This window comes from Spirosoma pollinicola (genome assembly GCF_002831565.1).
GTDB lineage: Bacteria > Bacteroidota > Bacteroidia > Cytophagales > Spirosomataceae > Spirosoma > Spirosoma pollinicola.
The window spans coordinates 6,643,461-6,668,686 of record NZ_CP025096.1; the positions used below are offsets into that span (position 1 = coordinate 6,643,461).

At 45.5% G+C, this 25,226-nt stretch carries 32 protein-coding genes and 1 pseudogene; 29 read left to right on the plus strand and 4 right to left on the minus strand.

The annotated features are described in order from the left end of the window. Positions 1-3 precede the first annotated feature (3 nt). From CWM47_RS27855 to CWM47_RS27950, 22 genes and pseudogenes are all read left to right on the plus strand, one after another. Positions 4-1,632, plus strand: a complete 1,629-nt coding sequence (locus CWM47_RS27855) for a toprim domain-containing protein (RefSeq protein ID WP_100991890.1) — start codon at positions 4-6, stop codon at positions 1,630-1,632. Between the two features lie 109 nt (positions 1,633-1,741). Further along, the gene (gene topA / locus CWM47_RS27860) at positions 1,742-3,883 is read left to right on the plus strand and encodes a type I DNA topoisomerase (protein ID WP_100991891.1); all 2,142 of its coding nucleotides are present in this window, start codon (positions 1,742-1,744) and stop codon (positions 3,881-3,883) included. A 152-nt stretch (positions 3,884-4,035) separates the two neighbouring features. Beyond that, positions 4,036-4,242 (plus strand): hypothetical protein, encoded by a 207-nt coding sequence (locus CWM47_RS27865; RefSeq protein WP_100991892.1) that lies wholly within the window; start codon positions 4,036-4,038, stop codon positions 4,240-4,242. Next, positions 4,226-4,609, plus strand: coding sequence for a hypothetical protein (locus CWM47_RS27870; protein WP_100991893.1), 384 nt, complete (start codon positions 4,226-4,228; stop codon positions 4,607-4,609). The genes CWM47_RS27865 and CWM47_RS27870 overlap by 17 nt, the downstream gene beginning before the upstream one ends. Before the next feature lie 79 nt (positions 4,610-4,688). Beyond that, positions 4,689-4,973 carry an endonuclease gene (locus tag CWM47_RS27875; protein WP_100991894.1) on the plus strand — a complete coding sequence of 95 codons (285 nt, stop codon included), beginning with the start codon at positions 4,689-4,691 and terminating at the stop codon, positions 4,971-4,973. A 369-nt stretch (positions 4,974-5,342) separates the two neighbouring features. Then, the gene (locus CWM47_RS27880) at positions 5,343-5,714 is read left to right on the plus strand and encodes a hypothetical protein (protein ID WP_100991895.1); all 372 of its coding nucleotides are present in this window, start codon (positions 5,343-5,345) and stop codon (positions 5,712-5,714) included. An 88-nt stretch (positions 5,715-5,802) separates the two neighbouring features. Next, a complete protein-coding gene (locus tag CWM47_RS27885) occupies positions 5,803-6,282 on the plus strand; it encodes a hypothetical protein (RefSeq protein ID WP_100991896.1) in 480 nt (159 codons plus the stop codon). 574 nt (positions 6,283-6,856) lie between these two features. After that, positions 6,857-7,057 carry a hypothetical protein gene (locus tag CWM47_RS27890; RefSeq protein ID WP_100991897.1) on the plus strand — a complete coding sequence of 67 codons (201 nt, stop codon included), beginning with the start codon at positions 6,857-6,859 and terminating at the stop codon, positions 7,055-7,057. Positions 7,058-7,126: 69 nt separating this feature from the next. Beyond that, the gene (locus CWM47_RS39850) at positions 7,127-7,255 is read left to right on the plus strand and encodes a hypothetical protein (protein WP_262511980.1); all 129 of its coding nucleotides are present in this window, start codon (positions 7,127-7,129) and stop codon (positions 7,253-7,255) included. A 15-nt stretch (positions 7,256-7,270) separates the two neighbouring features. After that, positions 7,271-7,432: pseudogene (locus tag CWM47_RS40370) on the plus strand (SH3 beta-barrel fold-containing protein); the annotation flags it as partial. 70 nt (positions 7,433-7,502) lie between these two features. Further along, positions 7,503-8,201, plus strand: coding sequence for a hypothetical protein (locus CWM47_RS27895; RefSeq protein WP_100991898.1), 699 nt, complete (start codon positions 7,503-7,505; stop codon positions 8,199-8,201). A 79-nt stretch (positions 8,202-8,280) separates the two neighbouring features. Further along, positions 8,281-8,829, plus strand: coding sequence for a hypothetical protein (locus tag CWM47_RS27900; RefSeq protein WP_100991899.1), 549 nt, complete (start codon positions 8,281-8,283; stop codon positions 8,827-8,829). A gap of 4 nt (positions 8,830-8,833) precedes the next feature. Next, on the plus strand, positions 8,834-9,175 hold the full coding sequence (locus CWM47_RS27905; protein ID WP_100991900.1) for a hypothetical protein: 342 nt from the start codon (positions 8,834-8,836) through the stop codon (positions 9,173-9,175). Further along, positions 9,172-9,723: a hypothetical protein gene (locus CWM47_RS27910; protein WP_100991901.1), complete on the plus strand. Its 552-nt coding sequence runs from the start codon at positions 9,172-9,174 to the stop codon at positions 9,721-9,723. The genes CWM47_RS27905 and CWM47_RS27910 overlap by 4 nt, the downstream gene beginning before the upstream one ends. A gap of 232 nt (positions 9,724-9,955) precedes the next feature. After that, positions 9,956-10,309 (plus strand): hypothetical protein, encoded by a 354-nt coding sequence (locus tag CWM47_RS27915; protein ID WP_100991902.1) that lies wholly within the window; start codon positions 9,956-9,958, stop codon positions 10,307-10,309. Positions 10,310-10,376: 67 nt separating this feature from the next. Beyond that, the gene (locus tag CWM47_RS27920; protein ID WP_100991903.1) at positions 10,377-11,015 is read left to right on the plus strand and encodes a PD-(D/E)XK nuclease-like domain-containing protein; all 639 of its coding nucleotides are present in this window, start codon (positions 10,377-10,379) and stop codon (positions 11,013-11,015) included. Positions 11,016-11,026: 11 nt separating this feature from the next. Continuing rightward, positions 11,027-11,395 carry a hypothetical protein gene (locus CWM47_RS27925; RefSeq protein ID WP_100991904.1) on the plus strand — a complete coding sequence of 123 codons (369 nt, stop codon included), beginning with the start codon at positions 11,027-11,029 and terminating at the stop codon, positions 11,393-11,395. Between the two features lie 3 nt (positions 11,396-11,398). Continuing rightward, positions 11,399-11,590: a hypothetical protein gene (locus tag CWM47_RS27930; RefSeq protein ID WP_100991905.1), complete on the plus strand. Its 192-nt coding sequence runs from the start codon at positions 11,399-11,401 to the stop codon at positions 11,588-11,590. A 69-nt stretch (positions 11,591-11,659) separates the two neighbouring features. Beyond that, entirely contained in the window at positions 11,660-12,070 is a 411-nt protein-coding gene (locus CWM47_RS27935) for a DUF6166 domain-containing protein (RefSeq protein WP_100991906.1), read from the plus strand. Next, positions 12,060-12,455 carry a hypothetical protein gene (locus CWM47_RS27940; protein WP_100991907.1) on the plus strand — a complete coding sequence of 132 codons (396 nt, stop codon included), beginning with the start codon at positions 12,060-12,062 and terminating at the stop codon, positions 12,453-12,455. The genes CWM47_RS27935 and CWM47_RS27940 overlap by 11 nt, the downstream gene beginning before the upstream one ends. After that, positions 12,455-12,967, plus strand: a complete 513-nt coding sequence (locus CWM47_RS27945) for a hypothetical protein (RefSeq protein WP_100991908.1) — start codon at positions 12,455-12,457, stop codon at positions 12,965-12,967. The genes CWM47_RS27940 and CWM47_RS27945 overlap by 1 nt, the downstream gene beginning before the upstream one ends. A 217-nt stretch (positions 12,968-13,184) precedes the next feature. Next, positions 13,185-14,369, plus strand: coding sequence for an OmpA family protein (locus tag CWM47_RS27950; RefSeq protein ID WP_157816071.1), 1,185 nt, complete (start codon positions 13,185-13,187; stop codon positions 14,367-14,369). Between the two features lie 140 nt (positions 14,370-14,509). Here CWM47_RS27950 and CWM47_RS27955 read toward each other — a convergent pair whose 3' ends face one another. From CWM47_RS27955 to CWM47_RS27965, 3 genes are all read right to left on the minus strand, one after another. Beyond that, positions 14,510-14,854, minus strand: coding sequence for a hypothetical protein (locus CWM47_RS27955; RefSeq protein ID WP_100991910.1), 345 nt, complete (start codon positions 14,852-14,854; stop codon positions 14,510-14,512). A gap of 166 nt (positions 14,855-15,020) precedes the next feature. Further along, positions 15,021-16,307 carry a Y-family DNA polymerase gene (locus CWM47_RS27960; protein WP_100991911.1) on the minus strand — a complete coding sequence of 429 codons (1,287 nt, stop codon included), beginning with the start codon at positions 16,305-16,307 and terminating at the stop codon, positions 15,021-15,023. 2 nt (positions 16,308-16,309) lie between these two features. Continuing rightward, complete coding sequence (locus CWM47_RS27965; RefSeq protein WP_100991912.1) at positions 16,310-16,771, minus strand: LexA family protein; 462 nt, start codon at positions 16,769-16,771, stop codon at positions 16,310-16,312. A 713-nt stretch (positions 16,772-17,484) separates the two neighbouring features. Between CWM47_RS27965 and CWM47_RS27970 the strand changes: the two genes are divergently transcribed. Genes CWM47_RS27970 through CWM47_RS27980 form a run of 3 tightly spaced genes read left to right on the plus strand, consistent with a single transcriptional unit; the run spans position 17,485 to position 20,529 of the window. Continuing rightward, positions 17,485-18,285 (plus strand): SDR family oxidoreductase, encoded by an 801-nt coding sequence (locus CWM47_RS27970; RefSeq protein WP_100991913.1) that lies wholly within the window; start codon positions 17,485-17,487, stop codon positions 18,283-18,285. 28 nt (positions 18,286-18,313) lie between these two features. Continuing rightward, positions 18,314-19,768 (plus strand): sensor histidine kinase, encoded by a 1,455-nt coding sequence (locus CWM47_RS27975; protein WP_100991914.1) that lies wholly within the window; start codon positions 18,314-18,316, stop codon positions 19,766-19,768. Between the two features lie 32 nt (positions 19,769-19,800). Continuing rightward, complete coding sequence (locus tag CWM47_RS27980; protein WP_100991915.1) at positions 19,801-20,529, plus strand: LytR/AlgR family response regulator transcription factor; 729 nt, start codon at positions 19,801-19,803, stop codon at positions 20,527-20,529. A gap of 10 nt (positions 20,530-20,539) precedes the next feature. On the opposite strand, the gene CWM47_RS27985 is transcribed toward CWM47_RS27980, so the two are convergent. Continuing rightward, positions 20,540-21,646, minus strand: a complete 1,107-nt coding sequence (locus tag CWM47_RS27985) for a replication initiation protein (RefSeq protein WP_100991916.1) — start codon at positions 21,644-21,646, stop codon at positions 20,540-20,542. A 626-nt stretch (positions 21,647-22,272) separates the two neighbouring features. Here CWM47_RS27985 and CWM47_RS27990 point away from each other — a divergent pair. The 4 genes from CWM47_RS27990 (at position 22,273) to CWM47_RS28005 (ending at position 24,831) form a co-directional block, all read left to right on the plus strand. Next, a complete protein-coding gene (locus tag CWM47_RS27990; protein ID WP_100991917.1) occupies positions 22,273-22,998 on the plus strand; it encodes a hypothetical protein in 726 nt (241 codons plus the stop codon). Positions 22,999-23,057: 59 nt separating this feature from the next. Then, positions 23,058-23,327, plus strand: coding sequence for a helix-turn-helix domain-containing protein (locus CWM47_RS40375; RefSeq protein ID WP_100991918.1), 270 nt, complete (start codon positions 23,058-23,060; stop codon positions 23,325-23,327). A gap of 461 nt (positions 23,328-23,788) precedes the next feature. Then, positions 23,789-23,980 (plus strand): hypothetical protein, encoded by a 192-nt coding sequence (locus tag CWM47_RS28000; RefSeq protein WP_100991919.1) that lies wholly within the window; start codon positions 23,789-23,791, stop codon positions 23,978-23,980. Between the two features lie 173 nt (positions 23,981-24,153). Further along, the gene (locus CWM47_RS28005) at positions 24,154-24,831 is read left to right on the plus strand and encodes a recombinase family protein (protein ID WP_100991920.1); all 678 of its coding nucleotides are present in this window, start codon (positions 24,154-24,156) and stop codon (positions 24,829-24,831) included. Positions 24,832-25,226: the final 395 nt, after the last annotated feature.

Sequence of the window (25,226 nt, forward strand, 5' to 3'; positions counted from 1 at the left end):
ACAATGCCTACCTACAACCAACCCAGTTTTCAGGATTACCGCAGCCAAATATCCATCATCGAACTGGCCTTGCATTCAGGGTACGAATGGCAACCCAAAAAAGGGAAAACGATGCCTGTTCTTTACAATCCTAGCTTCGATGACCACATCGTCGTGAAGAATCCCAATGATCCGGCAAATCAAGTTTATTTCCAAACTGGTTCCTACGCTGATCGCGGTACTTTGATCAATTTTGTCTCAAATCGTTTAACGAGTTGTTTCAGTCAATTCAATAACCCGAATCGTACCCCAGCCCAATGCATCAACGATGTCCTGAAAGACTATCTGGGCATTGTTCCAGAGCGGAAACAATCGGTGAAAAAGTTGGAAGACTTCATCCACCAGAGTTTTCGGGAAGCCGCTACTGAAAAAGAATTCTCCCTGGAGCATTATAAGCTTAGCCAACTCTCCGCTGAGAACTACCTGACCCAAGAACGTTACATCCTGCCTGATTTACTCAACTTGCCCCAGTTTTCGGGAACAGTAGCCACTCAGCGAATTTATTTCAACGAAGGCAAACCCGTTTCACTGGCCGGTAATGAGCAGTCACCTAATGGCGAACGGGTACTTGAAAATATTGCCTTTCCATACATTCCCGGCGATGGAGAGGCTATAAATGGGTTGGAACTAAGAACTGCTACCTTTAAAAGTCACGCAGCCGGATCAGATCGTAGCCACGGCGTTTGGATTTCCAATGCCAATGAACTACCCACCCAGCGGCTTGTCGTCGGAGAAAGCGCCATTGACCTCTTATCGTTTCGACAGATGGAGATCAGTACGGGCCTGCATCCCCAGGCTGACAGCCGGTACGCGTCCATCGGTGGAAGCTTGTCCCTGGATAACCTGACGACGCTAGAGAAATTCATGGATAAGTCAACGCAGCTGGTGTTTGGCTTTGATAATGATGATAAAGGGGCACGGTATGCACTAACCGCCTTAACCGCGATGTCGAAAGATAATTTGTCACTAACCCAGGCCAGCCAGCAGGGATACGTTTCCCTACAGGTTCCCTCACCCGCCTTACAGCAAGGCTTTACAAAATTGATTGAGGACCATAGCCGGGCTATACAAACCTACATGCCTCAGGCGTCGAGCGATTTAAGCGAAGACCTGAAAAAAAATATGTTTCATTGGCGAACGGATACGAAAGTGCCTACCCTTGAAATTCCGCTCAACACGGCACTGCTGAACACGGTAAATAACCAACTCATCCAGCAAGGTCAATTCTCGCGCTCGGTAGCCATCGTGCGGCCCAGGGGAAAGGATTTCAATGAAGATCTGAAAGTGGAACAATTACGTCAGGTCAAACGGCCAGTTCTGCTTATCAATCCAGCCAAGGGGCAAATAGTAAACCGTTTTTCGACGGAGGAGGATGCCCGTCAATTCATCGAGAAAGACCTAACTAAAAAATTACTGCCCATTGGTACAGAACTACAGGTACTGAAAGCAGATCCAAATCAGCTACGCCCAAACGTATTAGGTGAAATACGGGTAACCTCATCGGGCTTAGAAAAGACGTATACGGACAACTTCAAAACGCAGGCTAACCGGCAGCGTCACGAACCAAGTAAAACGAACGAACAAACTTTATAGAAGGGCTAAAAATAAATTGTATTGTATTTGATAAATAGAGATTTATACTTGTTTATAAAAACACATAATCTTAGATTTAATTGTTTCTCTCCCTAACTTATGATTAGTTATGAAACTACTGATAGTCGAATCACCCAATAAAATTAAGAAGCTGAAATCTCTGCTGGGATCAGAGTATGAAGTAGCGGCCAGTGTTGGCCATATCCGCGATTTGCCCACTAAAGAGTTAGGCATAAACCGCCAGGCCGGGTACAAGATGGACTACCAAGTGTACGACGAAAAACAGGATGTTGTCAAACGACTACAATATCTGGTCAATCAAATTGGCCGGGAAAATGTGTTGCTGGCCACCGATCCGGACCGAGAAGGGGAGGCCATCGCCTACCATTTGTCCCAGGTATTAAATATTCCTTTACAGCAGGCTCAACGGGTAACCTTTCAGGAGATAACCCAGAAAGCATTACAGGCCGCTCTACAGGCTGTGCGGGGACTGGACCTAAAGCTAATTGCCGCTCAGGAAGCGCGCCGGGCGATTGATCGACTGGTAGGCTATGAAGTATCGCCGATGCTCTGGAAAAAAATTGGTGGTAAACTCTCCGCCGGACGTGTTCAGTCGGTCGCCCTGCGATTAGTCGTCGAGCGGGAACGAACCATCCAGGAATTTGCCGAAAAATTCACCTACCGGGGAAGCGGGGAATTCAGAACCGCAGCTGGTGAGATCATCAAAGCAACTCGTCAGCAATTGTTCATCGATGAGTCGGCCGCGCGGAGTTATCTGAGGAGTGCCGGCACAAAAGCCTTTACCGTGACAGACGTGCAGACTAAGCCAACGGAGAAAACGCCCCCCGCTCCCTTTACAACCTCAACGCTGCAACAAGACGGTATCAAGAAATTCAGGTGGAACGCCAAGAAGGTAATGGACGTGGCTCAGAAACTCTTTGAGGGCGGTCATATCACCTACATGCGTACTGATAGCCCAAACCTGAGCGAAGAGGCTGTAGAGGCCATAAAAGCGCACGTAGAACCCAATATTGGGTCTGAGTATTTTCAGGCCCGTCGGTTCAAATCCAAAGAGTCCGCTCAGGAAGCACACGAAGCGATTCGCCCGACCCATTTCGAAAATCCGTCAGTCGGTGACGACGACGATCAGCAGAAGTTATACCGGTTGATTTATACCCGCGCACTAGCCAGCCAGATGACCCCAGCCCGGTATCAGCAAACCACCGTTACCATTGCCGAACGCGATCCTTCTGACATCTACCAGGCGAAAGCCAGTGTCCTGGAGTTCGATGGCTTTTTACGGGTCTATCAGGAAAGTGAAGAGGAAGAGGGTGAAAAAGAAGAAACCCTGACGACGGCAATTAAAAAAGGAGAATCGCTAAGTCATGAACTGCTCCGGGTAAAACAAATTTATGCGATGCCTCCCCGGCGGTACGACGAAGCGACGCTCGTCAAGGATCTGGAGAATCAGGGTATCGGCAGGCCCAGCACGTACGCCAGTATCCTGACTAATATTACCAACCGTCAGTACGTTGAAACCGCTACGGTCCCCGGTCGAAAGGTGCAAGCCTTGGTACTGACCTGGCAAGCGGCCCAGGGCCTGCGTCAAAGCAGCGAGTCTGTCTCACTGGGTGGAGATAAAGCCAAGCTGGTACCAACCTCCATCGGTAATTCGATCACAGAATTTCTGGAAAAGCATTTCGACACGATGGTTGATTATAAATTTACCGCGAATGTCGAGGAGCAATTAGACGAGATCGTGGCGGGTAAACGTAAGTTTCTGGATGTTGTTGGTTCGTTCGATACCAGCCACCGTCAGCAAATAGATAAGGCCGATCAGACCGCAGTGGATGCGGCACCCCGAGAAGGAGCCAGCCGGTTAGTAGGTGAGCTGGATGCAAAACCGATCCGCTCAGGTAAATCCAAATTCGGTACCTACATTTCATACGATGGTCAATTCTATAACCTACAGCACGTAGAACCTGATCAGGTGACAGTTGACCATCTCCACCAGGCAATGGCCCAGAAGCAGGTCGCGAAAGCCCTTAACGAAGCCGGATTTATCGCTAAGGTGGGAAAGAAGTACGAAGTTCGGAAAGGTCAGTTTGGTATTTATGTTACGGATGGAACGACAAAAGCGACCGTACGGAATAGAACCGAAGAGGAAGCCGCTAAGTTAACCGCTGATGAGTGTAAAGAGATTATAAAGGGTTACATCGCCTGGACAAAATCAAAGAAAGCTAAATCGTAAATGAGGTCAGTGTATCTCTATACTAGAGACAGGAACTAATTAATTCCTGTTTTTTTATGTCAGGGATAGAAACGTACTTAAATTACATAATATAACACTTGACTATTTAAGTACATTTTTATAGGTTTACATCGTAATCAAAGAGAAAAAGTATGAGAACGATTGTAAACGCGCAGGAACTAGCCACGTTAGTTGAAGCGTCGCATCACTTCTTTACCTCAGTTGGGGGGATAACCCTGCCAACCAGTCGGGAGGTAGTGCAGCAGGCGCTGCGGGAACCGCCTAAGCAGTGCGTTATTGGTCACGAGGCCGGGATTTTATTCATTTATAACTGGGTAAGTGATGGAAATAGCAATTAGTGTAAAATCGACTGGGCATACGTTCGCCTTTGAATCGCCAATCAATTATGAACACAGTTCAGGCTTCACAAGCCAGATCAGCGAAAATGCCAAATCGGAAATGGAGTTGTTTGCCATCAACGGAGCAATCTACGACGCCGGAAAGGGAGTTATTGAATGGGTCTATAACATCGGAACAAAACAGGAAGATGTCGAACATATTGGCATCTGGTGGGAAAATCGGAAATTGACCGATTATGATGGTGTTTTCGCTCTCCCAGTGCAGGCCATCATTTTGCTGGAGCAGGCAGGCATCAAGGTAGGGGAGAATTACCGACCCGAATCAGACCCAGCAGCGGGCGAAAAAAGGCTATTTATTCTTGACTAAGTGTCTGTATTATAGAGCATTATACTTGTTTTATAAAGTACATTTTGTTATCTTTCTTCTGTAATCAAAGAAGAAAGCCATGAATCAGTCTCAGAATCCAACCCTGTCTGGTACGGTGTACCTCATCCACCTCAGCGAAAAAATGCACCACTCGCAGCACTACATTGGGTGGGCAGCGAACGTCGAAGGGCGGATGCATCACCACCGGCACAACCGGGGAAGCCGGTTTTTAGCGGCAGCCAACGAACGGGGTATTCGCTACGAAATTGTTCGCCAGTGGCCAGGGGACAAGCACCTGGAACGACAGTTGAAGAATCGCAAAAAAGCCCGGTTGCTTTGCCCGATTTGTAACAAAGTACACTGATCTTACACCTGAGCCGGGCATTGGTCCCGGCTCTTAATCCTTTCTTACAATGCCACAATTAACCGATAAACCTTGCGAAAATTGCGGACGTATGCTCAAAGCGATTAATCCGGAAAAGGGAGCGAACTATTTTTATCTTTGAGCCTGTAACCGACCTGTTCAAACTGACCTTGGGATTGTTAATCTGGGCTCAGAAGAGCACGATCTGATTTTAGCCAGCGGCAGCTGGAACCTCAACGATCTGTTAACGCCCCAACCCAATATTTGGCTTTATTGACTTGACTATTAGCGGAATTGCATGTCTTGGACTACGTTAGTTTTAGCGACTTCTACTAATGTGGTTCCCCTAACCCTTTAAATAACAGTATAATGAAGCGCTATTTGAATCACGTCATTGGACTATTAGCCCTCATCTTTATCTGCCAGGCATTGTCCAGCCGCCCTACCGGAAATTTCCAGGATGATACTAATATAGCCATTACCCAACAGCTTACTAAAAAGGCCGCATTGCTGAAATTTAACAGGAATTACTTCATGGTTAAGTCGGTTGCATTTCTGACCGAATCGAATAGGCAGATTGCTGGCCAGCAGCAGAAGGGGTTGACCTTCTGCTGCAGTTATGAAACCGTTAAATCTAATGCACTTTACAAAGCAGGAGATTCGATGACGGGTAAAGATAAAGCTCTCTTTGTCACAGATAATCATGATCATTGGCATCTACATCGGATTACTGTGAAATAGGGGCTTGCGCTCAGGCGATCCAGTTTGATTACAGAGTCGGAGAACTACGGTTGATTAACTGTAGTTCTTTTTTTAAGAAATTGACGCTATGCAACTGTTATCCCTATTTGATGATTGGCAAAAGGCCCTTACCGAATTCAATAACCTGCTGAAAATGCGGGTTAAAAAGTATGGGCAAACTAAAGTATTGGCTCAAATAAAAGTTATTGATAAAACTTCTTCAGAGGAGAAATCAATGACGCGCAGTATGTATAACGCTCGGCTTCTGCATCCCCAGCACTGGCCAGAACCTTTACTTGAGCAATTTGCCGAGGTACTGAGTTGTCCTGAACTTCTGACGTTCTACCAAAAACAGTCTACAATTATATCCCAGTTACCGGATCTGTTGACCAACTACATTAAAGGCGCTAATACGTCCAATGCGTTTGTTATACGCTTACTTGACATAAACCAGGCAACATTCTATGCCAAGCAGAAAGAGCCTAAAACGTGGCACAGAGATGAACTTGTTCGTATTGAAGAAATTATCGAAACACTCAATAAACTCAAATCAGTGTCAGCCCAATGAAATCTAATGTGCATAAATCAATAAAAAATGAGCTGGCCGAACAACAGATGATAGATACGATAACTCAGATCCGTCATACTCCGCACGTTTGGCAGGTTGGTAATTTGATTGATCATCACAAGGAGGGTGCCAGTTTAACAAATTGACCTGAACGCCGACGACACGCAGACATACCTGGTCTATTTATCCCTGTCAGGCAAACAGTACGAGCTGAGCGAAGAAGAAGCTACGCAATATTACTGGTACAATACTGGACTGATCTATACTTACCAGAACCGGCAACAAGTACAGGAGGATTTTAATCACTCCTTTTTTAAGCCCTATTTCGAGCTAGAATAAGCACTCGTCTGATGCGTCTTTTTACTAAGTAAACTGGTTAGATAGTTGCACGTTTATGTCCTATTAAATAAGCTCGGTTTTATATATAAGTACTTGAAGGTTAAATTAATATAAAAGGGCGAAGGGTCTTTTTCTTGTAAAAATATTTACTATTTTATGTGTTTTTTTCTTTGTTAAAATGTAAAAAAGAGCTATCTTTAATACATAATCAAAGAGCAAAAAACCACTAAAGACCATGACTTACGCAACGGAAACCGCCTTCGATTTCGACTTTAAATACACCCCTAGTGAAGCACCCACCCGCGACTATCCCGGGGATGGGCCAGAAGTAGAAATCACCGCAGTACGCCTAAACGGGGTTAAAATCCCGGTTGAAGCCCTCACCGCTGAACAGTACGAAGAAATGGTGCAGCACGTCCTTGAAAACTACTACTAACCCTTAGCCCGACGACCCAGCGGGCTAAGTCTGGGTCACTTATCAACTACTCTTTTTCGCACTCCCGACATGAACCCTAGCCTTCGCCCCCAAGCCTTAAAATTAGCTTCCCTACTGGTCAAACAAACTGCTATGTCGTTTGGCGCGGCTCAAAAACAGGCATGGGCCAGCGTGAAACTTTGCGCCCAGATGCAGTAGAAACCCGTCAGTTTTTTTTACCGCAAAGACGATGGAACCGAACGGTTTGCCGTTGGGCATTACCCACCAGCCACCGCTAGTCAGCCGGTAACGGTTAGTGCGTTGGTCGTCCGCTATTTTGATACCCTCGCTGATGGTTGGCGTTCGTTCCGAGTTGACCGCCTGATCATCTGCTAATGTAGTGACCCGAAGGCCGGACGGGTAAGAGTTCCGGCCACTTTATATATCCTTTTTATATTTTTTTAGTATGGCTAAGTCAACCACCACCGCAGCAGCTACCCCCGCCGTTTCATCCAGCCTGAAACCGTATCAGAAGCTTAATGAGCAGACCGGCGAGGTTATCAATAAATACAAGTATCTGGAAGGCCACCCCCGGCAATACCGGTTCGACGCCAAGGAGGGTGTTTTTAATATCAACGGCACCGATAAAGTAGGCCGGACGCTTACCTTTCAGCCGATTGCATGGCGCATATTCAACGATAATATCCTGAATATGGGTACCAAAAATTGGGCGGAGATCTTTTTTATTGACGAGAAAGATTGCGTTTCCTCAGTGTTATTTCATGGATATTCGGTCGATAACATTTTCCGGCTTATCGAACCCCTATATTATGATGACTTGACCCTTGCCGACGTTTTAATAACCGCCATAGCGGAGAAGAAAGAGTACACGAAAATTCAGCCGAAGGGTGTCTATTACATCGCTACCTTTTCCTACAAAATGGGGGACGTAGCCAAGTCAACCGAGCTAAAGCAGTTTTCGAGCGAGGTTAAGATTTTCCGGCAGGAGACGCTGACCGACATTGCCAGCGTTAAAACCGCCTTTAATTTCTACAACCCGCTGTTACAGGGGGAAGCCCTTGAAGCCTTGCCCGAAGGAGTGGCCTACAGTGGTGTTCGGGATGCCGTTGAGGAAGTCTATCAGATCGGCAACGGAGAAGCCTAATTCAAGTCATCGGTTCCGGCTGCTAAGGTGATAGTCGCAACGGCGGACCATCAGCAGCCGGAACCTCCTTTCTAACACTATGCCTTTATCAACTCAAATTAAGCCCTTGGCTGGTCTGATCGACCTTAAACACTCTAGTGTAGCCAAACTACTTTTAAACGCGTGGAGCGCCGAATATGCCCTGCGTATCAAGCCAGTCAATCCTGACCGTGAATACCTGAACCTTTCCATAAGCTGTTCTTTCCCCTACTACGCGGTTCTGTTTTCCGCTCGTGCGGTGCTGGCCGTTGATGGGATCAATATTGCCAATCAACAGCAGGTGGAAAAACTGATCAACCAGTGGGTGAAGATGGGTAAGTACGGCCAGACCTACAGTAACCCCTTTACGGAACTGTTCCAGTACCGGATCAGATCGGAGGAACATACCTATCATTTGTCCGCGCCCGAAGCGGCAGCCATTCAGGAAAAGCTAAAAAGCAAAGTTCACGCGGTAAGTATCATTCACGAGACGTATATAGTTAACCGGTTGGGAGATGAATTTTATAGTACTATTATTAATAGTTTACCCGATTACCTGAAAAACGGGTTTGTTGGGGCTAGAGCAACTCTTTTGCTTCAAGACGATTAATTCTATGAGTTACTCCGATTTCGGCCTTGATGCCGTGAAAAGGACGACCGAGGAAGGAAAAGCATCCCGGTCGTCCTTCTGCCCCTGGACTCGCCAACTGGTAACGGGTAGAAATTTTTACCTCTGCTTTTCAAATTGGGTTATATCCCGTCCAGCCATCGACGCTTTTCGCCAGCAGGAGCCGGAAACCGCCGACCCTGATGACCGGTGCCAGAAATGCAACCAGCCCGTTCCGCAGCTGCATTATGCGGCCAAGGGTTACGAATTTGACGAAGGCATGAGACTGGGTATCTGTCCTGACTGCCTGAAGGCGGCCGCCCACTATATTCTGGGAGAAGCGATATGAAGAAGAAACGCTATGAATGGATTATCAGTAATGATCCACTATGTGATAAACCGACCACACTGGTTAGCCAGCATAGTGTCCCGGTAACGTTTGTCTTTTCCATCTATTATGGGTTCATGAGCGAATGTTGGATGCAGGATCGTCGCTTTGAAACGGGCTGGCGGTTTACCTGTAACATCTGGTTCAGTAATATAGCCTGTGCCAGTAGCCGCAGCGGAAAAACTACGGTTAGTTTATTGCCCTATTATAATGAGCGGGGATACCGGTATTTTGACCGTGATCATGAGGTTAGGGCCAGTAATCCACACTACAGTACCGAAGCGCAGTGCATCGAGGCCGCGCTCTGGCATGTAGCGGCCCGGTTGGATACAACCTTGCAGCATTACCCCGACATCGTATATTATTTGCTACGGCCCGAATGTGACCCCTTCTTTAAATTTTATCAACAGTTGATCGAGAAGGAACATTGGCTGAATGAATTACGAAACCGCCAAGCGGACCGACCTGACCATTTTGTCGGTCTATCCGAGCAGCTCCAGTTGTTTTAAATGAGAGAAACCAGCCTGACCAGGCTGGTTTCTGCTGTATTCTATAATCAAAGAGAAAAGCCACAACTTAAAATTTAAGCAGCGCCAATCTCAACGCCCAAAATTACAGATATGTCAGGGTTAAAAAGACTTAGTCGTGATTAATAGTCACATAATTTACATATTTACAAAGATTATTATTTGCGTTATTGTAAAATAGGTGTACCTTTAGCTTATAATCAAAGAGAAAGCCATGAACTTCATTAAAATTGACCCCCAGAACCGTACCGTCTCCATCGTAGAGAGTGATGGAAGTAATGAGAGTTTCTGCCGCCTGATTGGTGCCCAGTTTTTAGACGTGTGCGCCCGGCAGGATAACCACGATGCGCTATTGATGGATGACGATGCACTGGACTCAGATCCGCAGCCCCAAGCGTTCGAATTTGATGGGTTTGGTCCGCTACACGGCATCGCTATTGTCACTGGATGTAACTGGGACGGGGAAACAACGGAGCCAGCGTTTACAGTCGAGCAGGTAGTCGAACGGATAATTTGGTTAGGCAGCATTCATACCAAACCCACTCTCGAATGGATAGGATGGAAATAACTGGGGGCGAACCGCTTAGGCGATCCAGCGTCTCTTCTGCATATCAACCCATTAACCCTATCCATGAATGTTAACTTACCGATCAACACCCCGAATTGCCAATAGTGACCTCAGTGAGTTTAAAAACGTGCTGCTCTATGGCCAGGTGCCCCAGCGTAGCGAATCGCCCGCTTTGCGTTTTGGTACCAGCTTTCACCATCATCTACTCGTAGATCGGGATGCGATACCCTCCGGGCTAGGAACCAAGCCTATGCTGCGAATGCTGGAGGTTATGCGTAGTCACCAGCAGTTTTGTCAGATTCTGGAAGGAGCCATTCCAGAAATTCCTCAGTACTGGGACGATGAGCAAACGGGTTTACCCTGCAAATCCCAACTGGATTTGTTGCATCCGTCGGACGAGCTGATCGCCGACGTTAAAACGACATCAGCCAGTAACCGGGCGGAGTTTTTGGAGAACTGTCTTCGCTATGAATATGACCGACAGGCCGCGTTTTACGTCGATGGCTGCCAGGCGCTTGGACATCCCATTTATCGCTTTATCCTGTTTGGTGTCCAGAAGCAAAAACCGCATCAGGTATTTGTAGTCGAGCTGAAGACGACCGACCGATTTACCGAGGATGGACGACGGAAATATCGCAAGCTCCTGGCAAGCTGGAAACAGCAGCCCTATACCCCTACGTCCTGGCAAATAGTGACTACTCTCTAACCCGTCAAGCCATGTCTTACTTTATAAAGTTAACTCATAGTTACAGTTCAAAGAATCGCCTTCAGGAAGCCGCCCTAAAAGTAGCTCGTTCCCTGGATGACCATCAGCTCGAATCACCCGAAGCGCTAGAGCGTTTTGTCGAAAATCGGATAACGCTCTTTAATCGTTCCTTTAACCGGTGTACGGCCTTATCCGTTAACCTGCGAAAGGCACACCATCAGGAAGGTTACTTACTGCACATATCGGATCTGGTTACGCTAACAGTTTACAAGATCAAAGGGCAATTCGTGGAGGAACCCGCGACGGCGCAGCCAGTCGAGCGGATTAACTGTGAGGCTACAGGGCCGCAGCTGGGCCTATTTGATGAACTTCCTGTTTAAGCTATGACCAAGCCAATTGATACAATCTATCAGGCTCTACAGCATAAGTTTCCGCTGGAGCAGATCAATGATCAGAAGCTACAATTTAGACCGTCTGAGGCCGTGACCGTTGAAATTACCCACTCGTTTCATGCAATCCAGATCGTTCGTAATACTCAACCAGTGGCCACCTTTTATAAGGTGGCCACTGGTTGAGTACCTTCTGGCCGAAAACGAAGTTGAAACGGCTAAGCGAAAGGCGACCCTTAAACCTCAGCAAACTATATGAGCACTACAGTTTTTGAAGTAAAAAAAATGACGTATCTAATTGCTGGAGTTATGGCTGAAGCGACCAGCACCAGATCTGCATTAGAACGGCTCTTTGTGGACGGGCAGGAAATTCGTCCTGAAGCCAGTCAGAAAATCCGCAACCACAGTCCCGGAGGATTTTCATGGGGTTACGCTGGTAGCGGCCCTGCGCAGACCGCCCTGGCCATCTGTTTGCACATTTTTCAGAATTCGGCCGTCGCTGAGGCAATCTACCAAGAATTCAAATTTGCGTTTGTCACGCGCTGGCCAATCGCTCAGCCTTTTAATGAGGAGATTGATATAACCAATTTTTTGCTGGATCACTGGGAAGCAGTATCCAGCGCCTATCAACACAGTCAAAACGTAACCGACACGTATGAAACCTGATTCCATGTTTTTAGAAAATGAGCGCCTGTTCAATTCGGTCGAGGTCGAACTGGTCCGGCGCTGGGCCTTCGGCCAGGTGCCGGCCATGTTCGGTAATCACGAAGCCAGCGTACTCAAGTGCTTTGTAAAAGCCTGGTGGAATTTATATCACGAATCTGAATGCGCCCTGAGTTGTAAGAATCGAACCATCTGGCACCGCTCGCAGGAACTGCCGGCACCACCCTTGGATACGGATGAACTTGTAATGGCGTTACTGCGCATTCGGCAATTGATCATCCTGGAAGCGTTGCTGGAGTTTCGTTTAATTCGACAGCATGAGGAGTCTGCTCTTGGCGGCCTAAGCGTGCTGATTCACTATTACACCCATGCTAAACACGCAGCCTGATGACGGAGACCATCCAAATGGATTCTATCTTTGCTTTTATGGCAAAGGATAAAGTAAAAGAAACGCTTAGTGGACCGCAGCTGGAGGCACAGTTACCATTGGATGCCGAAATTCTGGGGGTTGCTATCCACTATTCGGCGTTGGAAAAACAAGCAGAAGAGCAAGCCAAAAGTTGGCTCTTAGAGGTCGATTTGCGTCATCTGTCGGGCTCAAAGGAATCAGCTTACCTGAAGAAAATGGGCCATCGGCCGCTGACCAAAGAAGACTTGATCAATTTAGTACTTCTTTTCGGAAGTGAGGAACAAAAGCAACTGGTTAAAGCCTTTGAAAAAGCCCAAATTGATTTATCCGCCCGTTTATCGAAGACTGCTAACCTAGGTTTAGTTTTGAAACAGGCCGGGGAAAAAGGTATAAATTATAATACGTATTACAATAGGGCCAAGACACCCGGTCTTTGGCGGTCAGATGAAGTTATTGACGTAATGACGGCGTTAGAGCGGCTAAAAGTTTAACCCGTATTATAAATATCGGTATGAAAGACAATGAATTCCTTTTGTTTACTTCCTTTGAGTTGGAAAAGCCGGTCCAATTCCGATCAGAGTTCAAGTGCAGGGAGTTAGCTGTTATTCTTTTTAAAAAATACAGGTGAATATGGTAGGATATGTAAGCCACCAAACACTAAGAGTTATACTGATAATCTATGGTTGTGGACTTTTATTGCCAACCTGTGTGACAGCTCAAGAGGAGAGGACGGAAACGCAATTCATCCTGGCACCTAAGGTTAGCTACAACTGGATGCCTTTTCAGCCTACTTATTCGAGTATCCAGGGGCCCGTTGTTTTTTCGTACAATCATAAGCCACCTAATCAGGTCGTTAATGTTAATGGTCAAAGTGAAGGCATTAACATCAGGCCCTATCGATATGGACTGGATGTGGGCATCAAACATATAAACGGTCAGAAAAATAAGGGTTGGTCACTACTCGCTGGTGTGGATTATGGTCGACAATTTTACGGCTCACTGAACAGCCGGTCTTACAACTTTAAAGGATATACGATTACCGGATGGAACGTCTACCTCTCGTACTGGCAGGTAAATGGTGCCCTGGCTTATCACTGGGATGATGTATTTCCTCAACTCGAAGGTGCAGGTGCCTTTATTCGGGTAGGCGTTAATCAATCTCATTTTCTGTCCTACGTTACACCAAACCAAGCCGTTGGTGATCCATTCACGATTGATTTTACGGAGAACAGTCAAGGTGATAAGGTAGAGCGAAAGCAGTACGGAGGTAATGTTATTTTTGTGACGCCGGAAATAGGTATTAGCTATGGCTTGCTGGAGGTTTCCTTGTCAGCCAGCCTGCCTCAGAACGTGGCTTTCTCCGAGCAGCATACATTTTACCAGAACAATGGGGTAGATGGGGTAAATGAAATTGCCTATCGCACTGGTGGAGTGTACATTAACGCCCATTTATTGCTACCAGTAGCACGCCACGTTAAACGAGTTCGACAGAAACAGCGTCAACCATCATCCAGCCCTTCCCTGCCTACGGTGACCTATAACAAAGGCCAGACGATTCGATTGAATAACATTTACTTCAAAGCCTCTTCAGCAGAACTGTTATCCGATTCGTATCGAGAAATCGACCGTCTGATCGAACAGATGCAACAGCAGATGACGCTTCGAATACGGTTAGAAGGCCATACCGACGTGATCGGGGAGGTTACCTTGAATCAACAGCTGTCAGAAGACCGTGTAGCTACGATTCGGCGGTATATGATTAGTAAAGGTATTGCGGAAAACCGAGTTGAAGTAAAGGGTTATGGAGATACTAAACCATTAAAGCGGGATTGTCCACCGCCAGCTGGTTGTCCTGAAAACAGGCGGGTGGAATTTGTTGTGTTGACTAATTAACTGCTGCTTTGAGTTTAAGCGGCTTTTTATATTATATACATCCATTGTTTTGGTAACGTGGCAGGCCAAAGCTAGTCGACTGGGGAATACATTCTGGTTTACAAACATGGCCAATTATCATCTGACACATTATTGACTTACTAATTAGTAGGCAAGTCAGGCGTAAATCCTAACTTGCCTAATACCCCCTCATACGAACTGACACCCTCAAATGCTAAAGCACCGTTAATATCTGGTTCGTCGTCTTCATTGAGAGGAACCACCCATGCAGTAGCCTTCTCTTCAGCAGAGGGTGGAACAAGGGTTACCGCAACTTTGGTGACAATAACCTCCGAATTAGTGTATTTACTTAAATCATCAGGGTGAGGAATTTGCAATACCCAAAGTATAGGAGTTGGAAGTTTGTAGTAACTATCTATGTTCCCATCGGCGTCTACGTCAATGCCAATAGGAATAAGATCTTTTAGAAAATAATGAGTAGGCATCGACTTTGAAATACTAAACTATCAACTACGTAAAGAACCCCCTCTGGATTCACGGATACAGATGTTTGTTGACTCTATCATAGAAACAATAATAAGACTATTTCGCAGGAATAAGTGATTTCTTACTTAACAGTTCTGGCGACCGCATCGAGATCGATACTTAAACTCATTTTGCCTCCAATATATCTTCCCAGCGCGTTGTGTACCTAGGTGACAGATACTTTTGCTTCATCGGCCAATCGGGATTGTACTGCTGACTAGCCAGCCGCAACTTGTCCTGGCCATAGCGTCGGTTCAGCCGATCAACCACAGTAAACAGCTGAAGCATTTTCTCGTTTGGCCCCTCGACAAATACCCCTTTCTGCCGGTAGTCAAAAGGCACCAGATCCGTGAGCATAACACCGATCTTTTGATAGTTGTAACCAAAGGCAAAGATGGCCTTAAGTCCACTAATAGCGTATTTTAATAGGTCGGGGGTGCTATTCGTCGGGTGCGGTAATTCGACCGTAATACTCTTGTAGTAGGGCTTGGCGGGTAGTCCATTTCCGGGGGTTTTGCGAAACTTGTTTGTCTTGAGATACACCGTGACAGCACCGCAAAGTGAATCCTGTTTTCGGAGCTTTTCGCAGCAACGGGAAAGGTGAGACGTTAAAGCATCCGTCAACGTTTCCAGGTCGGGTACCAATGTACCAAACCCCGGTTCAGCACATATGCTTTTCTTAGCGGGTTGGCTTAGCTCCAGCATCTTGCAGGGTGTCCCTCTGAGTTCGTGAACCAGCCTAAGGCCATTCACGGTCATAAATTGTCGTATCCAATCGTCTGGTAAATCCCTGAGTTGGGCGGCCGTTTCGACGCCGTTGCCCTTTAGCATACCCGTATAACGGCCACCAATGCCCCAGAGATCACCTACCGGAAATTGGTCAAGCGCCTGATCAATGGCCTCTTGTGTATCCAGCACGCAAACGCCAGTCAATTCCAGTTGTTTTTTGGCGAGTTTGTTGGCTACCTTGGCCAGCGTTTTGGTAGGGCCAAACCCGACGGAAACCGGTATGCGAAGCCACTGGGCCACCGTCTGTCGGATGGATTCACCCAATCCCCGAACACTGGGATAAATACCCTCATACCCATCGGCCAGTATGAAAGCCTCGTCAACGCTGTACACCTCCACATCGTCCACAAAATGGGTGAGCGTGCTCATGAGCCTACGGGACATATCCGCATAGAGTGCGTAATTGGAGGAGAATACCTGCACGTTGTTGGCTTCGATGAGTTCCTTATATTCAAATAAAGGCTTACTCATTTTTATGCCTAGGGCCTTCGCTTCGTCAGACCTAGCGACAATACAACCATCGTGATTCGAGAGCACAATCACGGGCTTGTCTTCCAGGCGTGGCTGAAAGCTCCGTTCACAGGAAACGTAAAAGGCATTCGCGTCAACCAGGCCGTAGAGCATCGCTAGATCAGTTTTTGAAAGGCGAATGTAACCCGACCACACACTTTGAATTTGTCGCCTTTATTGACGTAGATCGGTAGGTATTTAGGGTTAGATGATTCCAGAATGAGTTGATTGCTATCGACATAGTTAATGCGCTTAACGGCAAAATCTTCCCCTAGTTGAACGACGACAATTTTGCCGTGAGTGACTTCGGGCGAACAATAGTACGCGTCCCATAACAGAAAGTCGCCCCGGTCTATACGATCCCCGATCATACTATCTGACCCTACACGAATGAAGTAAGTAGCTTCTGGATGATAGATGCACAAATCATCTAGGCTCAATACCCGTTCAATATAGTTTTCGGCTGGCGAAGGAAAGCCAGCCTGTACATAGTCCATTAAAAAGGGGATGGCGTATTTGCGCTGGACTAGGGCGCGAAACACATCCTGGGCAGCAATACGGTCTTCGGGTTCAATCATAGCAATGGCTGCAATAATGGATCAAACCGCTATGATACACTTTTGTTATATATAATACAAATAGCGTATAAACAGCATCATATTACTTGTCATATTTTCGTTCAATGATTTCTACGACAGAACGAGAAGTTGACCTAAGTTCACTCGTCCTTAGTCGGCCCCGGACCCACCTTCCAGGACATCCAATTGAAGCTAGGCAATTCCTTATCTAATAAATACGTAGGTGGGAACGGCCAAGCCTAATTCACTTTCTGCATACATTAAGGGAGCAACCAGAGATGACTACCTTGGTATCTCTTTTTTAGTAATTTCATACCCTTTTATTAGGGAGTCCACAAGCATATTTACTATGACTCTTTACGAGTTCAATACGTTATCAAGTGAGGATCAGTACCAACGTGTTTGGGACCAGGGTTCTTTCTTGCTAAGTCGACCTGTCGGCAAATCACGCGTTAGCCTATATGCGCTAGGTGATTTTTTTGTTGAGATTCGCTACGAACGAGCGAAGAATCAAATCACTGGTTGCCGATCTTTCTACAATAAGGTCGCTTTGGAGCCTTACTTAAGCTCCATTACCATTACCTCATTGTTTGAATAATTGTTACCCGAAATAATTCAAATTTGCATTCTTCGGTTTCCTTTGAATAACGGTAGCTATTACTAACCGCCGATAGTGAGTTTACAGTTACAAATTCCGTGTTTTAGACTTTCTTATGGAAAAGATTATTTTGATTACAGGCGCTTCAACGGGCCTGGGGGAGACCATTGCCAATTACCTGACCAAGAAGAATTACGTAGTGTATGGCACCTCAAGGTCCATTGAACACCTGCCAAAATCATTCAATACGTTGAACATGGATGTACGCGACGACAAAAGCATTCAGGATGCTATTCGACGGATCATAGAAAAACATGGTCGAATAGACGTACTCATAAATAATGCTGGTCTGGCCATCGCAGGACCAATCGAAGCCCTTCCACTGGGAGAAGTACAGCGGGTATTTGATACTAACGTTATGGGTACCCTTCGTACCATCCAAGCTGTATTACCATCGATGCGTACCCACAGGTCAGGACTAATTATTAACGTCAGTTCGATAGCAGCTGAGGCGGGTTTGCCCTTCCGGGGCGGTTACTGCGCATCGAAAGCGGCCGTGGATCGGCTGACTGAAGCACTACGATTTGAGGTTGCGCAGTTTGGTATTCAAGCCTGTTACGTGCAGCCCGGCGGGACTAAGACTGACATTAATAAAAATAGACTCCGCGTTTCCCTGCCTGACAACAGTGTCTACAAAGAGACATTTGATCGAACCTATGAATTAATTGACGAGAGCGTCAGTGGGGGGATCGAAGCCGACGTATTTGGGCCATTGATTGAGAAAATTATTGAGTCGAAGCAGGTCGAGCGAATGTACCGGGTTGGTAAGCCACTAGAAAAGTTTTCCGTGGTGCTCAAGAAGTTACTGCCTACGGCCCTTTATGAGCGAATGATTCTGAATCACTATAAAATGTAGCTCCGTTGGTAAATTCCTTTGTACGCCTATGACACCACAAGAAAATCCACTTAATATCCCCCAGCTACTGTCGCGGGCACTTCAAGCAATAAGGCGTCCAGTGGCTGAAAGTCAGCGTCGGTTGCTGTTAGTCGTTAACATTACTTATCTGGTGCTGGCAGTTGAGTATATCCTAACAGAATGGTTCTCCACTGGCAAGGCGGTACCCGAGCAAGTTTTATGGTATGTCTATGTGCTGGTTGGCGTTACTAATGCCATTTCGTGCGTCTATACTTATGTTAATATGAGTCCTGGTAAATCCCGGAAGATACTGGGGTTTACTATCGCTTTTAAAACAACCAATAAGTTTGAACAACGCCTGCGGTGGGCAAGCCTGATCGCCATCATGATGATGAGCTTCTGCTTTATGATTGGCCTGGGCAATCCCAGCAACGATACGTTACTAACCGATTTTGCATTGGGGCATTCACTAATCGTACTCGTTGCAATGCTGCTGGGTAGGGAAGCGTCGTTTATCTGGTTTTCAATTGTATTGAGTATTCTGGTATATACAACTTTTATCCAGAAAGGGTATTCCTACCAGTACAACTACATGACGCAAGCTGAATCGATGCGGTATGAAAGCGCGTTGGCCAAGGGAGAAAAATGGGCCGTCAACCGGCAAGAATTGTTGAAGAGCCAGCATATGAATTCTCCCAAAGCTTCCCGCTATTTCAACATGTGGTTTTGCTTTATCGTGGTAGCGTATCTGTCGGCCTATTTTTTTACCGAGAGCGCCAGAAAAGTGGATGATATTGTCCCCTCTGTCGAAAAGGATATGAAGGTGGCTATCGAGGAAGCACACCGGCAGGATATGGCAAATGCACTGGTTATGCAGGAAGCGCTAAATGCAGAACTGAAGAACTTAAAGGCTCAGATTAATCCTCACTTTTTGTTCAACACCCTGAATTACTTCTACATGAAAAGCTTGGATTACTCCCAGGAATTAGCCAGTTCCATTCTGATGCTTTCTGATATCATGCAGTACAGTGTACGGGAAAACGTAGATCGGGTAGGATTAGACGAAGAGATCAAACACATGCGGCACTTTATCGAACTGCTCCAGCTACGTAACAACAACAAACTATACATTGACTTTAAGGTAAAGGGGCCAGTGAACCAGATCCAGATACTACCTTTCCTCTTTATTGGTCTGTTAGAAAACGCGTTCAAACATGGTAACATGCTGAATGCCAATAAGCCTCTAATCATTACTATTGAAGCTACCCCTCCACACCTTAAATTTTATACCTGCAATCAGAAAAACCGAAAAAAGAAGGTCAGCTCAACGCTTATCGGCCTGAGCAACACGCGTCGGCGATTGGATTTAACGTATCAAAATTACTCTTTTGACGTTGATCAAGACGAAGAAAGCTTTTGTATTAATTTATCAGTAAACACGAATGACTTAAAAGGTGGATTTGAGTTTCATACTGTGGTATAACCCAATTCACTTTTTTATTAAATGAAAATAGTATGACCTGCATTGTTTTGGATGATGAAGAATTAGCCGTTAATTTTTTAGTTGATAGAAATATCAAGAAAGTTCCTTACTTAACGCTAATGGGGGCTTTCACCGATCCCCAGGAAGCCCTTCTTTTTTTACAGACCACCACCGTCGACTTGATCTTTTTGGATATAGAGATGCCAAATGCAAACATCGATGGGATTGATTTTATGAAACTGATGAAAGCCGACCAGCGGTACATCCTGGTAACGGCTCACCCTGAATACGCCCTAGAGAGCTATGAATACAATGTAGTCGATTACCTACGTAAGCCGTTTTCGTTTGAGCGCTTTGCTAAAGCCGTTCAGAAAGCACAGCACTTTGTAAAGCCAGGCGAAATAAGTAGTAAATCAGTTGATGCTACCAAACCAAAAGATTCGTTGTTCCTAAAATCAGATAAAAAACTGCAACGGGTATTGTTTGATTCAATATGCTACGTAGAAGCAGATAGGAACTACGCGACTATTTTTCGCGATGCTGATCAGATTGCTACTAAAATCACCTTAAATAAACTGGAGAAAGACTTACCAACTAGTCAGTTCATCCGGGTTCATAAATCCCATATCGTTTCCCTGGATAAAATTGCGTTTGTCGAAAAGGATCAGATTGGTATAACTCGAACCGAGGGAACCGTCACGATTCCGCTGAGTATCCAGCACAAGAAAACCTTCCTTCAGGCAATCGAAAAACGTTCCTAATACTCTAAAATCAGCCATTCTTAGGGAGCAGAAGGTTAATTATGTCGGAAACCGGTCTGTCTCCTTTTATTCGTTTGTCAGTGGATGAGGGAGTAAAACTTAATTGAGGCTCATAGGCAGGAGGCACAATCTGATTCTTACGAGGAGCTTTCAGCTTGTCTAGGCCCAGGCTCCGGGCCATGTATTTGCTCTTGTCTTTTACTTCTGGCCGTCGCTGGTTCTCAAATTCAGAATGCAGTCGAAATAACGTATCCAGCAAGCCCGGCTCCGTTATGATATGATCCTTCTGCCAGGGTTTCAGGGCGTATTTAGCCATCACCTGATAGCCCAAAATAACCCGCTGGTTTGGGTCAAGCGTCGCAAGACGTGCTTCATCATTCTCTACATGTTCAGTAGCTAAATGCTTTAAAGTCTTAACGACAAACTCAAGTTCAACTACTTTCTTGCCAACTTTCTGGACAGGAAACCAATCCAGGACATATTCTGCTTTTTGCTTCAGTTCGCGCTGACTAACTTCAAGCACGTATTGAACGAAATCGTTGTAGCGATAGCTTTCCGGGCAATTAAGAATATAACGCAGTTCATCAACCTGAAATCTGAATGTATTCTTTTGTACATGGTAGTGCATACACATGATCTCGTAAATGCGCATTGCGTAAATGGACGAAAGCGACCACATCACGTCCAACTCATACTTGGTGAAGCGTTTACCTAAGGCAGCAAAATGAGGGACCACGTCGGCCAGCACTTTTATGTCGATGTAACGGCGATTGTTTTCTATTCTGGAGCTAACGTAGGGAAAAGGGGTAACAAAAATGTATTCCCCCTTGGCTTCATCCTTGTAAGAAATCCGCTTTTTCGATAAGCCCTCAGCCGCTTCAGTGACCTGGCTATGGTGGTTTTTCGTCAATTCAGCGTATGGAATACTGAATTCAAGATTCCGATCCGGTTGAATCTTCCCTTTAACAGCCATATTGCCCAGTTGATTGACAACCAGGATGACGATTTTCTTCTCTAATTCCGTGAATTCCTGACGGGATAGGGTAAAGATATTCGACTGATAATTAGTCGAATGACGCTCGAAAATAGTAAGTTGACCTGCTGAATCTTCTTTCATAAACAAAGATTAAAAAAAGCATATACAACTACAAGGATGAATAGGCCATTTTTGTTTTTAACCTGTTATATAGCCCCACATTGACCTTGTAATAGGAGTTAGCTACTCCCCCTAAAACTTGTTTTTCCCCCTAAAATCGGGTCTTGTTCAGGGCTGTTTAGGTGACTAAATGCCCTATCTGGGGGACAAAACCAGTGAATTTGGGGACAAGATGGTATAAAAGTGGCTGTGTGTCACATTAATCATATGTAATAGCCAACTATTTACCTGTACCCCCTAAAACTTGTAATAGCACCCCTCAAAACTTGTAATGACCGATATCACCACTTAAAACTTGTTTTTCTCCACCTTAAAACTTGTTTTACTTCACCCTAAAACTTGTTTTACAAGGTATATTGCTACTCCTAAAACTTGTAATAAGGCCACTTAAAACTTGTTTTTCGTCCTATAAAATCCTAATAATTAGCTAGTTATGACCCCCCTAAATCAATCAAAAAGGTTTATTGATAAACATCAAAAAATCAAAACGCTAATCTTGATTATATAAAAGGGTAAAAAGTGAAATCTAATAATAACTATTTACCTTGCAGGGAAATAGTACTGTCTAATTTACTAACAATTCCATTATGGCTAAAGCCAAGCAATCCGATCTGGCTCCACTGCCTGCCATCCGCTTAGTATTAAAGCATTACAAAACGGAGCTGCAACCTGTTGTCCACCAAGTTAGCGCCATGCCCACTGAATCCGATCTGGAGTATTACTTCGTGTCGGCTGAACATATGGAACTGTTTCGACCATACCACCGGCCCGGTAAGCCGTATAAAAACTTCAAGCTTGTCAACTTCGAGCGTCCGGCCATATCGCTCACCTTTTACAACAAGCACAAATACCAAATCAGTCGGGGCATTAGGATCGAATCAGCCCTGGCCATTTTGAAAGAACAAAGGGATAATCTATACACAAAATCTTATTTGGATCAGTTGACGCCTGGCCAGCAGCAGAAACTCCAGGACATTGACAATCTGTTACGAGCCGTTCGACAAACGCCCGAAAAATTTGAGTTCTGTAGTTCAAACTACGAACATTATTATCGCTACTGGTACTGTTCATTCCGATTCTTTGAAGATACCGAGCTGACTAAAACCGGCACGGCCAATGATCATCTCTTAAAGCATGTGCAGGCCACTGACGGGCAGTCCACTATTGAGCGACTCAACATTATCTTTATAGATCCCAAATTTATCACGCGGCCAGTAGCGTACGATAATAAGCTCATCGACCGTGAGCTGGAAACCTATACGGAAAAGGTAAGCTATGGGAAGTCATCGCTTTATATCCGTTCAATCGAATAAGCCCAAAGTGGCTTTTAGCCACTTTTCGAGCCTTCAGTGCCGATTATCTTTGCCGTTCTATGACAAAGGTGAGCCCTATATCAGTGGCATTTGGAAAGGCGGTTAAACAAGCACGGCTGAAAAAAGGATGGACGCAAGATGATCTGGCTTATGAGAGTGGATTAGATCGCTCTTACATCTCCCAGATCGAAGGAGGACTAAGAAACCCGAGCTTGCCGGTAGTTTGGGACTTAGCAGTTAAATTGGATACCTCTTTCCTGACATTAATGGCCGCAGCTGTACAGTTAATGCCAGAAGCCTCAAGTGAATCGAATAAACCTAGGGAGTAGGTATAAACAGGCTCTAATCAGTTGGTTTACGTTAATTAATGTTTATGCGCCCTATAGGGTGTAAGTTCATGATCAGTGAATAGTAGGGTAGGGTTACCGTATATGGAGTGAACATAAATTTACTTATTGGAGCAGATCGATAGGTCGATCTGCTCCAATAGATAGTTCAGTACAATAAGCCGCAACGGCGGACAGTAACTTTTCATTTAAAGAGTCAAGTATTCTTTTTCCGACCTGGCGACCGTCCGACTGGAAGGGTACCTAAGAAATGAGCTTACTATAGGTAATGAATTTGGGTAGCCAACGAACCTATAAAAATAAAGTGCTAAATAAAATCTCTCTTGTTTCTGGATACACAATAAACCGCTTAAACGGACGTTTTTATTCTGTTACGTTACTTCAGCCCCATTGGTATAACCCGTGGGGCTTTTTTGTATTAATTACTACGTATTCTTTCTGGCATGGAAGATGTATCTGATCAGCTCCCGGCTCAACCCGAGCAACCAGCTCCGGAGAAACTGCGGTTTGATGCCGCCAATGATTTTCTGACCATCTGTGACCGATTATCGACCGGCTATGACAGTGGCTATTATTGGGAAGATGTACAACGAGCCTTACGCATTGCCGCAGGTTTAGAAAAGTGGCCAGACTAATTTCCTCTCAAGTGGGCTTCGTTCATTAAGTAACCAAAGATAAAGGTTTATTTAGTTTAACATGAGTCTACCTATCAACGAAAGATCTTTGTCTAAGTTTTACATTTTTTAAACGTGCGTTTAGAAAATGTAAAATAACCTTATCTTTACAGAATAACCTTTGAATTTGTGCCGTGGAACATCAATTTGGACACAAACAGTACGTCGCCTACTTTCGGGTGTCGACTCAACGACAGGGAGCCAGTGGACTGGGTCTCTCGGCGCAGCGCACCAGTGTTAGTTCCTATATCTATAATCGGGGAGAGATTGTCGCTGAATTCACCGACATCGAGTCGGGCAAAAAAAACAACCGACCCCAACTGCTTAAAGCCATTGCGCTTTGCAAGGAAAAGGGAGGCGTGCTACTCATTGCCAAGCTTGACCGGTTGACACGGAACGTAGCCTTTATTTTTACGCTCAGGGATTCAGGCGCCGAGTTTGTTTGCGCCGATATGCCTGAAGCCAACACACTTACCATAGGGGTGATGGCCACGATGGCCCAGCATGAACGGGAAGTCATTGGTGATCGTACCCGCAAAGCACTGGCCGAAAAGAAACGGGCTGGCTATGTATTGGGCAAGCCTGAAAATCTCACCGCAGCCGCCACTCAAAAGGGATTAGCAATTCGACAGCAAAATGCCCGCGAGCATGAGAACAATCGCCGCGCAGCTGCCTTTGCTCGGTCGCTGCGCGGGGCAGGGGAGAACTGGAGCAAGATTGCCGCTACGTTAAATGAACACGGGTTCCGTACTCGGAAGGGAAAGCAATTTCAGGCGGTGCAAGTGCAACGGTTAATTGCACTTTTCAACTAATTGGAGCGATAAACTGAACGAAATCATAAGATTTTAAAATTGTACTTATTAATGAAACAGCTGGTAATAATACTGACAAAATAGAATTAGACAAAATAGTACGTTTCCAATAGGCTTGTCATACTTAAAATGACAAGCCTGCTATTTCCCGCTCCTTCTTTTTCAAGCATACGTATTCCATTGAACGGGCTGCCACCCATGGCGATGTGGGGCAACACATCAAGAATTACCAGAATGAGTTACAAAACTAATCCCTCATGGAGCAACTCAGCGTTAGCCAACTTAAAGAACTTCAGCAGACGGACGAACTGTTGCGTATCGTGCGGTAGCAGCCCGATGCCTACCAGGCCTGTTTTTCCAATTACCACCACAAATAGTACTACTGGTATTGTACC

Coding starts and splice junctions, on each gene's coding strand:
- CWM47_RS27985 (WP_100991916.1), bottom strand. CDS start 21,646: ATGAAAGAAGATTCAGCAGGTCAACTTACTATTTTCGAGCGTCATTCG.
- CWM47_RS27885 (WP_100991896.1), top strand. CDS start 5,803: ATGCAACTGTTATCCCTATTTGATGATTGGCAAAAGGCCCTTACCGAA.
- CWM47_RS27955 (WP_100991910.1), bottom strand. CDS start 14,854: ATGCCTACTCATTATTTTCTAAAAGATCTTATTCCTATTGGCATTGAC.
- CWM47_RS27870 (WP_100991893.1), top strand. CDS start 4,226: ATGGAAATAGCAATTAGTGTAAAATCGACTGGGCATACGTTCGCCTTT.
- CWM47_RS27880 (WP_100991895.1), top strand. CDS start 5,343: ATGAAGCGCTATTTGAATCACGTCATTGGACTATTAGCCCTCATCTTT.
- topA (WP_100991891.1), top strand. CDS start 1,742: ATGAAACTACTGATAGTCGAATCACCCAATAAAATTAAGAAGCTGAAA.
- CWM47_RS27900 (WP_100991899.1), top strand. CDS start 8,281: ATGCCTTTATCAACTCAAATTAAGCCCTTGGCTGGTCTGATCGACCTT.
- CWM47_RS27965 (WP_100991912.1), bottom strand. CDS start 16,771: ATGATTGAACCCGAAGACCGTATTGCTGCCCAGGATGTGTTTCGCGCC.
- CWM47_RS27915 (WP_100991902.1), top strand. CDS start 9,956: ATGAACTTCATTAAAATTGACCCCCAGAACCGTACCGTCTCCATCGTA.
- CWM47_RS27875 (WP_100991894.1), top strand. CDS start 4,689: ATGAATCAGTCTCAGAATCCAACCCTGTCTGGTACGGTGTACCTCATC.
- CWM47_RS27905 (WP_100991900.1), top strand. CDS start 8,834: ATGAGTTACTCCGATTTCGGCCTTGATGCCGTGAAAAGGACGACCGAG.
- CWM47_RS27960 (WP_100991911.1), bottom strand. CDS start 16,307: ATGCTCTACGGCCTGGTTGACGCGAATGCCTTTTACGTTTCCTGTGAA.
- CWM47_RS27930 (WP_100991905.1), top strand. CDS start 11,399: ATGACCAAGCCAATTGATACAATCTATCAGGCTCTACAGCATAAGTTT.
- CWM47_RS27945 (WP_100991908.1), top strand. CDS start 12,455: ATGACGGAGACCATCCAAATGGATTCTATCTTTGCTTTTATGGCAAAG.
- CWM47_RS27935 (WP_100991906.1), top strand. CDS start 11,660: ATGAGCACTACAGTTTTTGAAGTAAAAAAAATGACGTATCTAATTGCT.
- CWM47_RS27940 (WP_100991907.1), top strand. CDS start 12,060: ATGAAACCTGATTCCATGTTTTTAGAAAATGAGCGCCTGTTCAATTCG.
- CWM47_RS27865 (WP_100991892.1), top strand. CDS start 4,036: ATGAGAACGATTGTAAACGCGCAGGAACTAGCCACGTTAGTTGAAGCG.
- CWM47_RS27970 (WP_100991913.1), top strand. CDS start 17,485: ATGGAAAAGATTATTTTGATTACAGGCGCTTCAACGGGCCTGGGGGAG.
- CWM47_RS27975 (WP_100991914.1), top strand. CDS start 18,314: ATGACACCACAAGAAAATCCACTTAATATCCCCCAGCTACTGTCGCGG.
- CWM47_RS28000 (WP_100991919.1), top strand. CDS start 23,789: ATGGAAGATGTATCTGATCAGCTCCCGGCTCAACCCGAGCAACCAGCT.
- CWM47_RS27925 (WP_100991904.1), top strand. CDS start 11,027: ATGTCTTACTTTATAAAGTTAACTCATAGTTACAGTTCAAAGAATCGC.
- CWM47_RS27980 (WP_100991915.1), top strand. CDS start 19,801: ATGACCTGCATTGTTTTGGATGATGAAGAATTAGCCGTTAATTTTTTA.
- CWM47_RS27855 (WP_100991890.1), top strand. CDS start 4: ATGCCTACCTACAACCAACCCAGTTTTCAGGATTACCGCAGCCAAATA.
- CWM47_RS39850 (WP_262511980.1), top strand. CDS start 7,127: ATGAACCCTAGCCTTCGCCCCCAAGCCTTAAAATTAGCTTCCCTACTG.
- CWM47_RS27920 (WP_100991903.1), top strand. CDS start 10,377: ATGTTAACTTACCGATCAACACCCCGAATTGCCAATAGTGACCTCAGT.
- CWM47_RS27895 (WP_100991898.1), top strand. CDS start 7,503: ATGGCTAAGTCAACCACCACCGCAGCAGCTACCCCCGCCGTTTCATCC.
- CWM47_RS27910 (WP_100991901.1), top strand. CDS start 9,172: ATGAAGAAGAAACGCTATGAATGGATTATCAGTAATGATCCACTATGT.
- CWM47_RS40375 (WP_100991918.1), top strand. CDS start 23,058: ATGACAAAGGTGAGCCCTATATCAGTGGCATTTGGAAAGGCGGTTAAA.
- CWM47_RS27890 (WP_100991897.1), top strand. CDS start 6,857: ATGACTTACGCAACGGAAACCGCCTTCGATTTCGACTTTAAATACACC.
- CWM47_RS27990 (WP_100991917.1), top strand. CDS start 22,273: ATGGCTAAAGCCAAGCAATCCGATCTGGCTCCACTGCCTGCCATCCGC.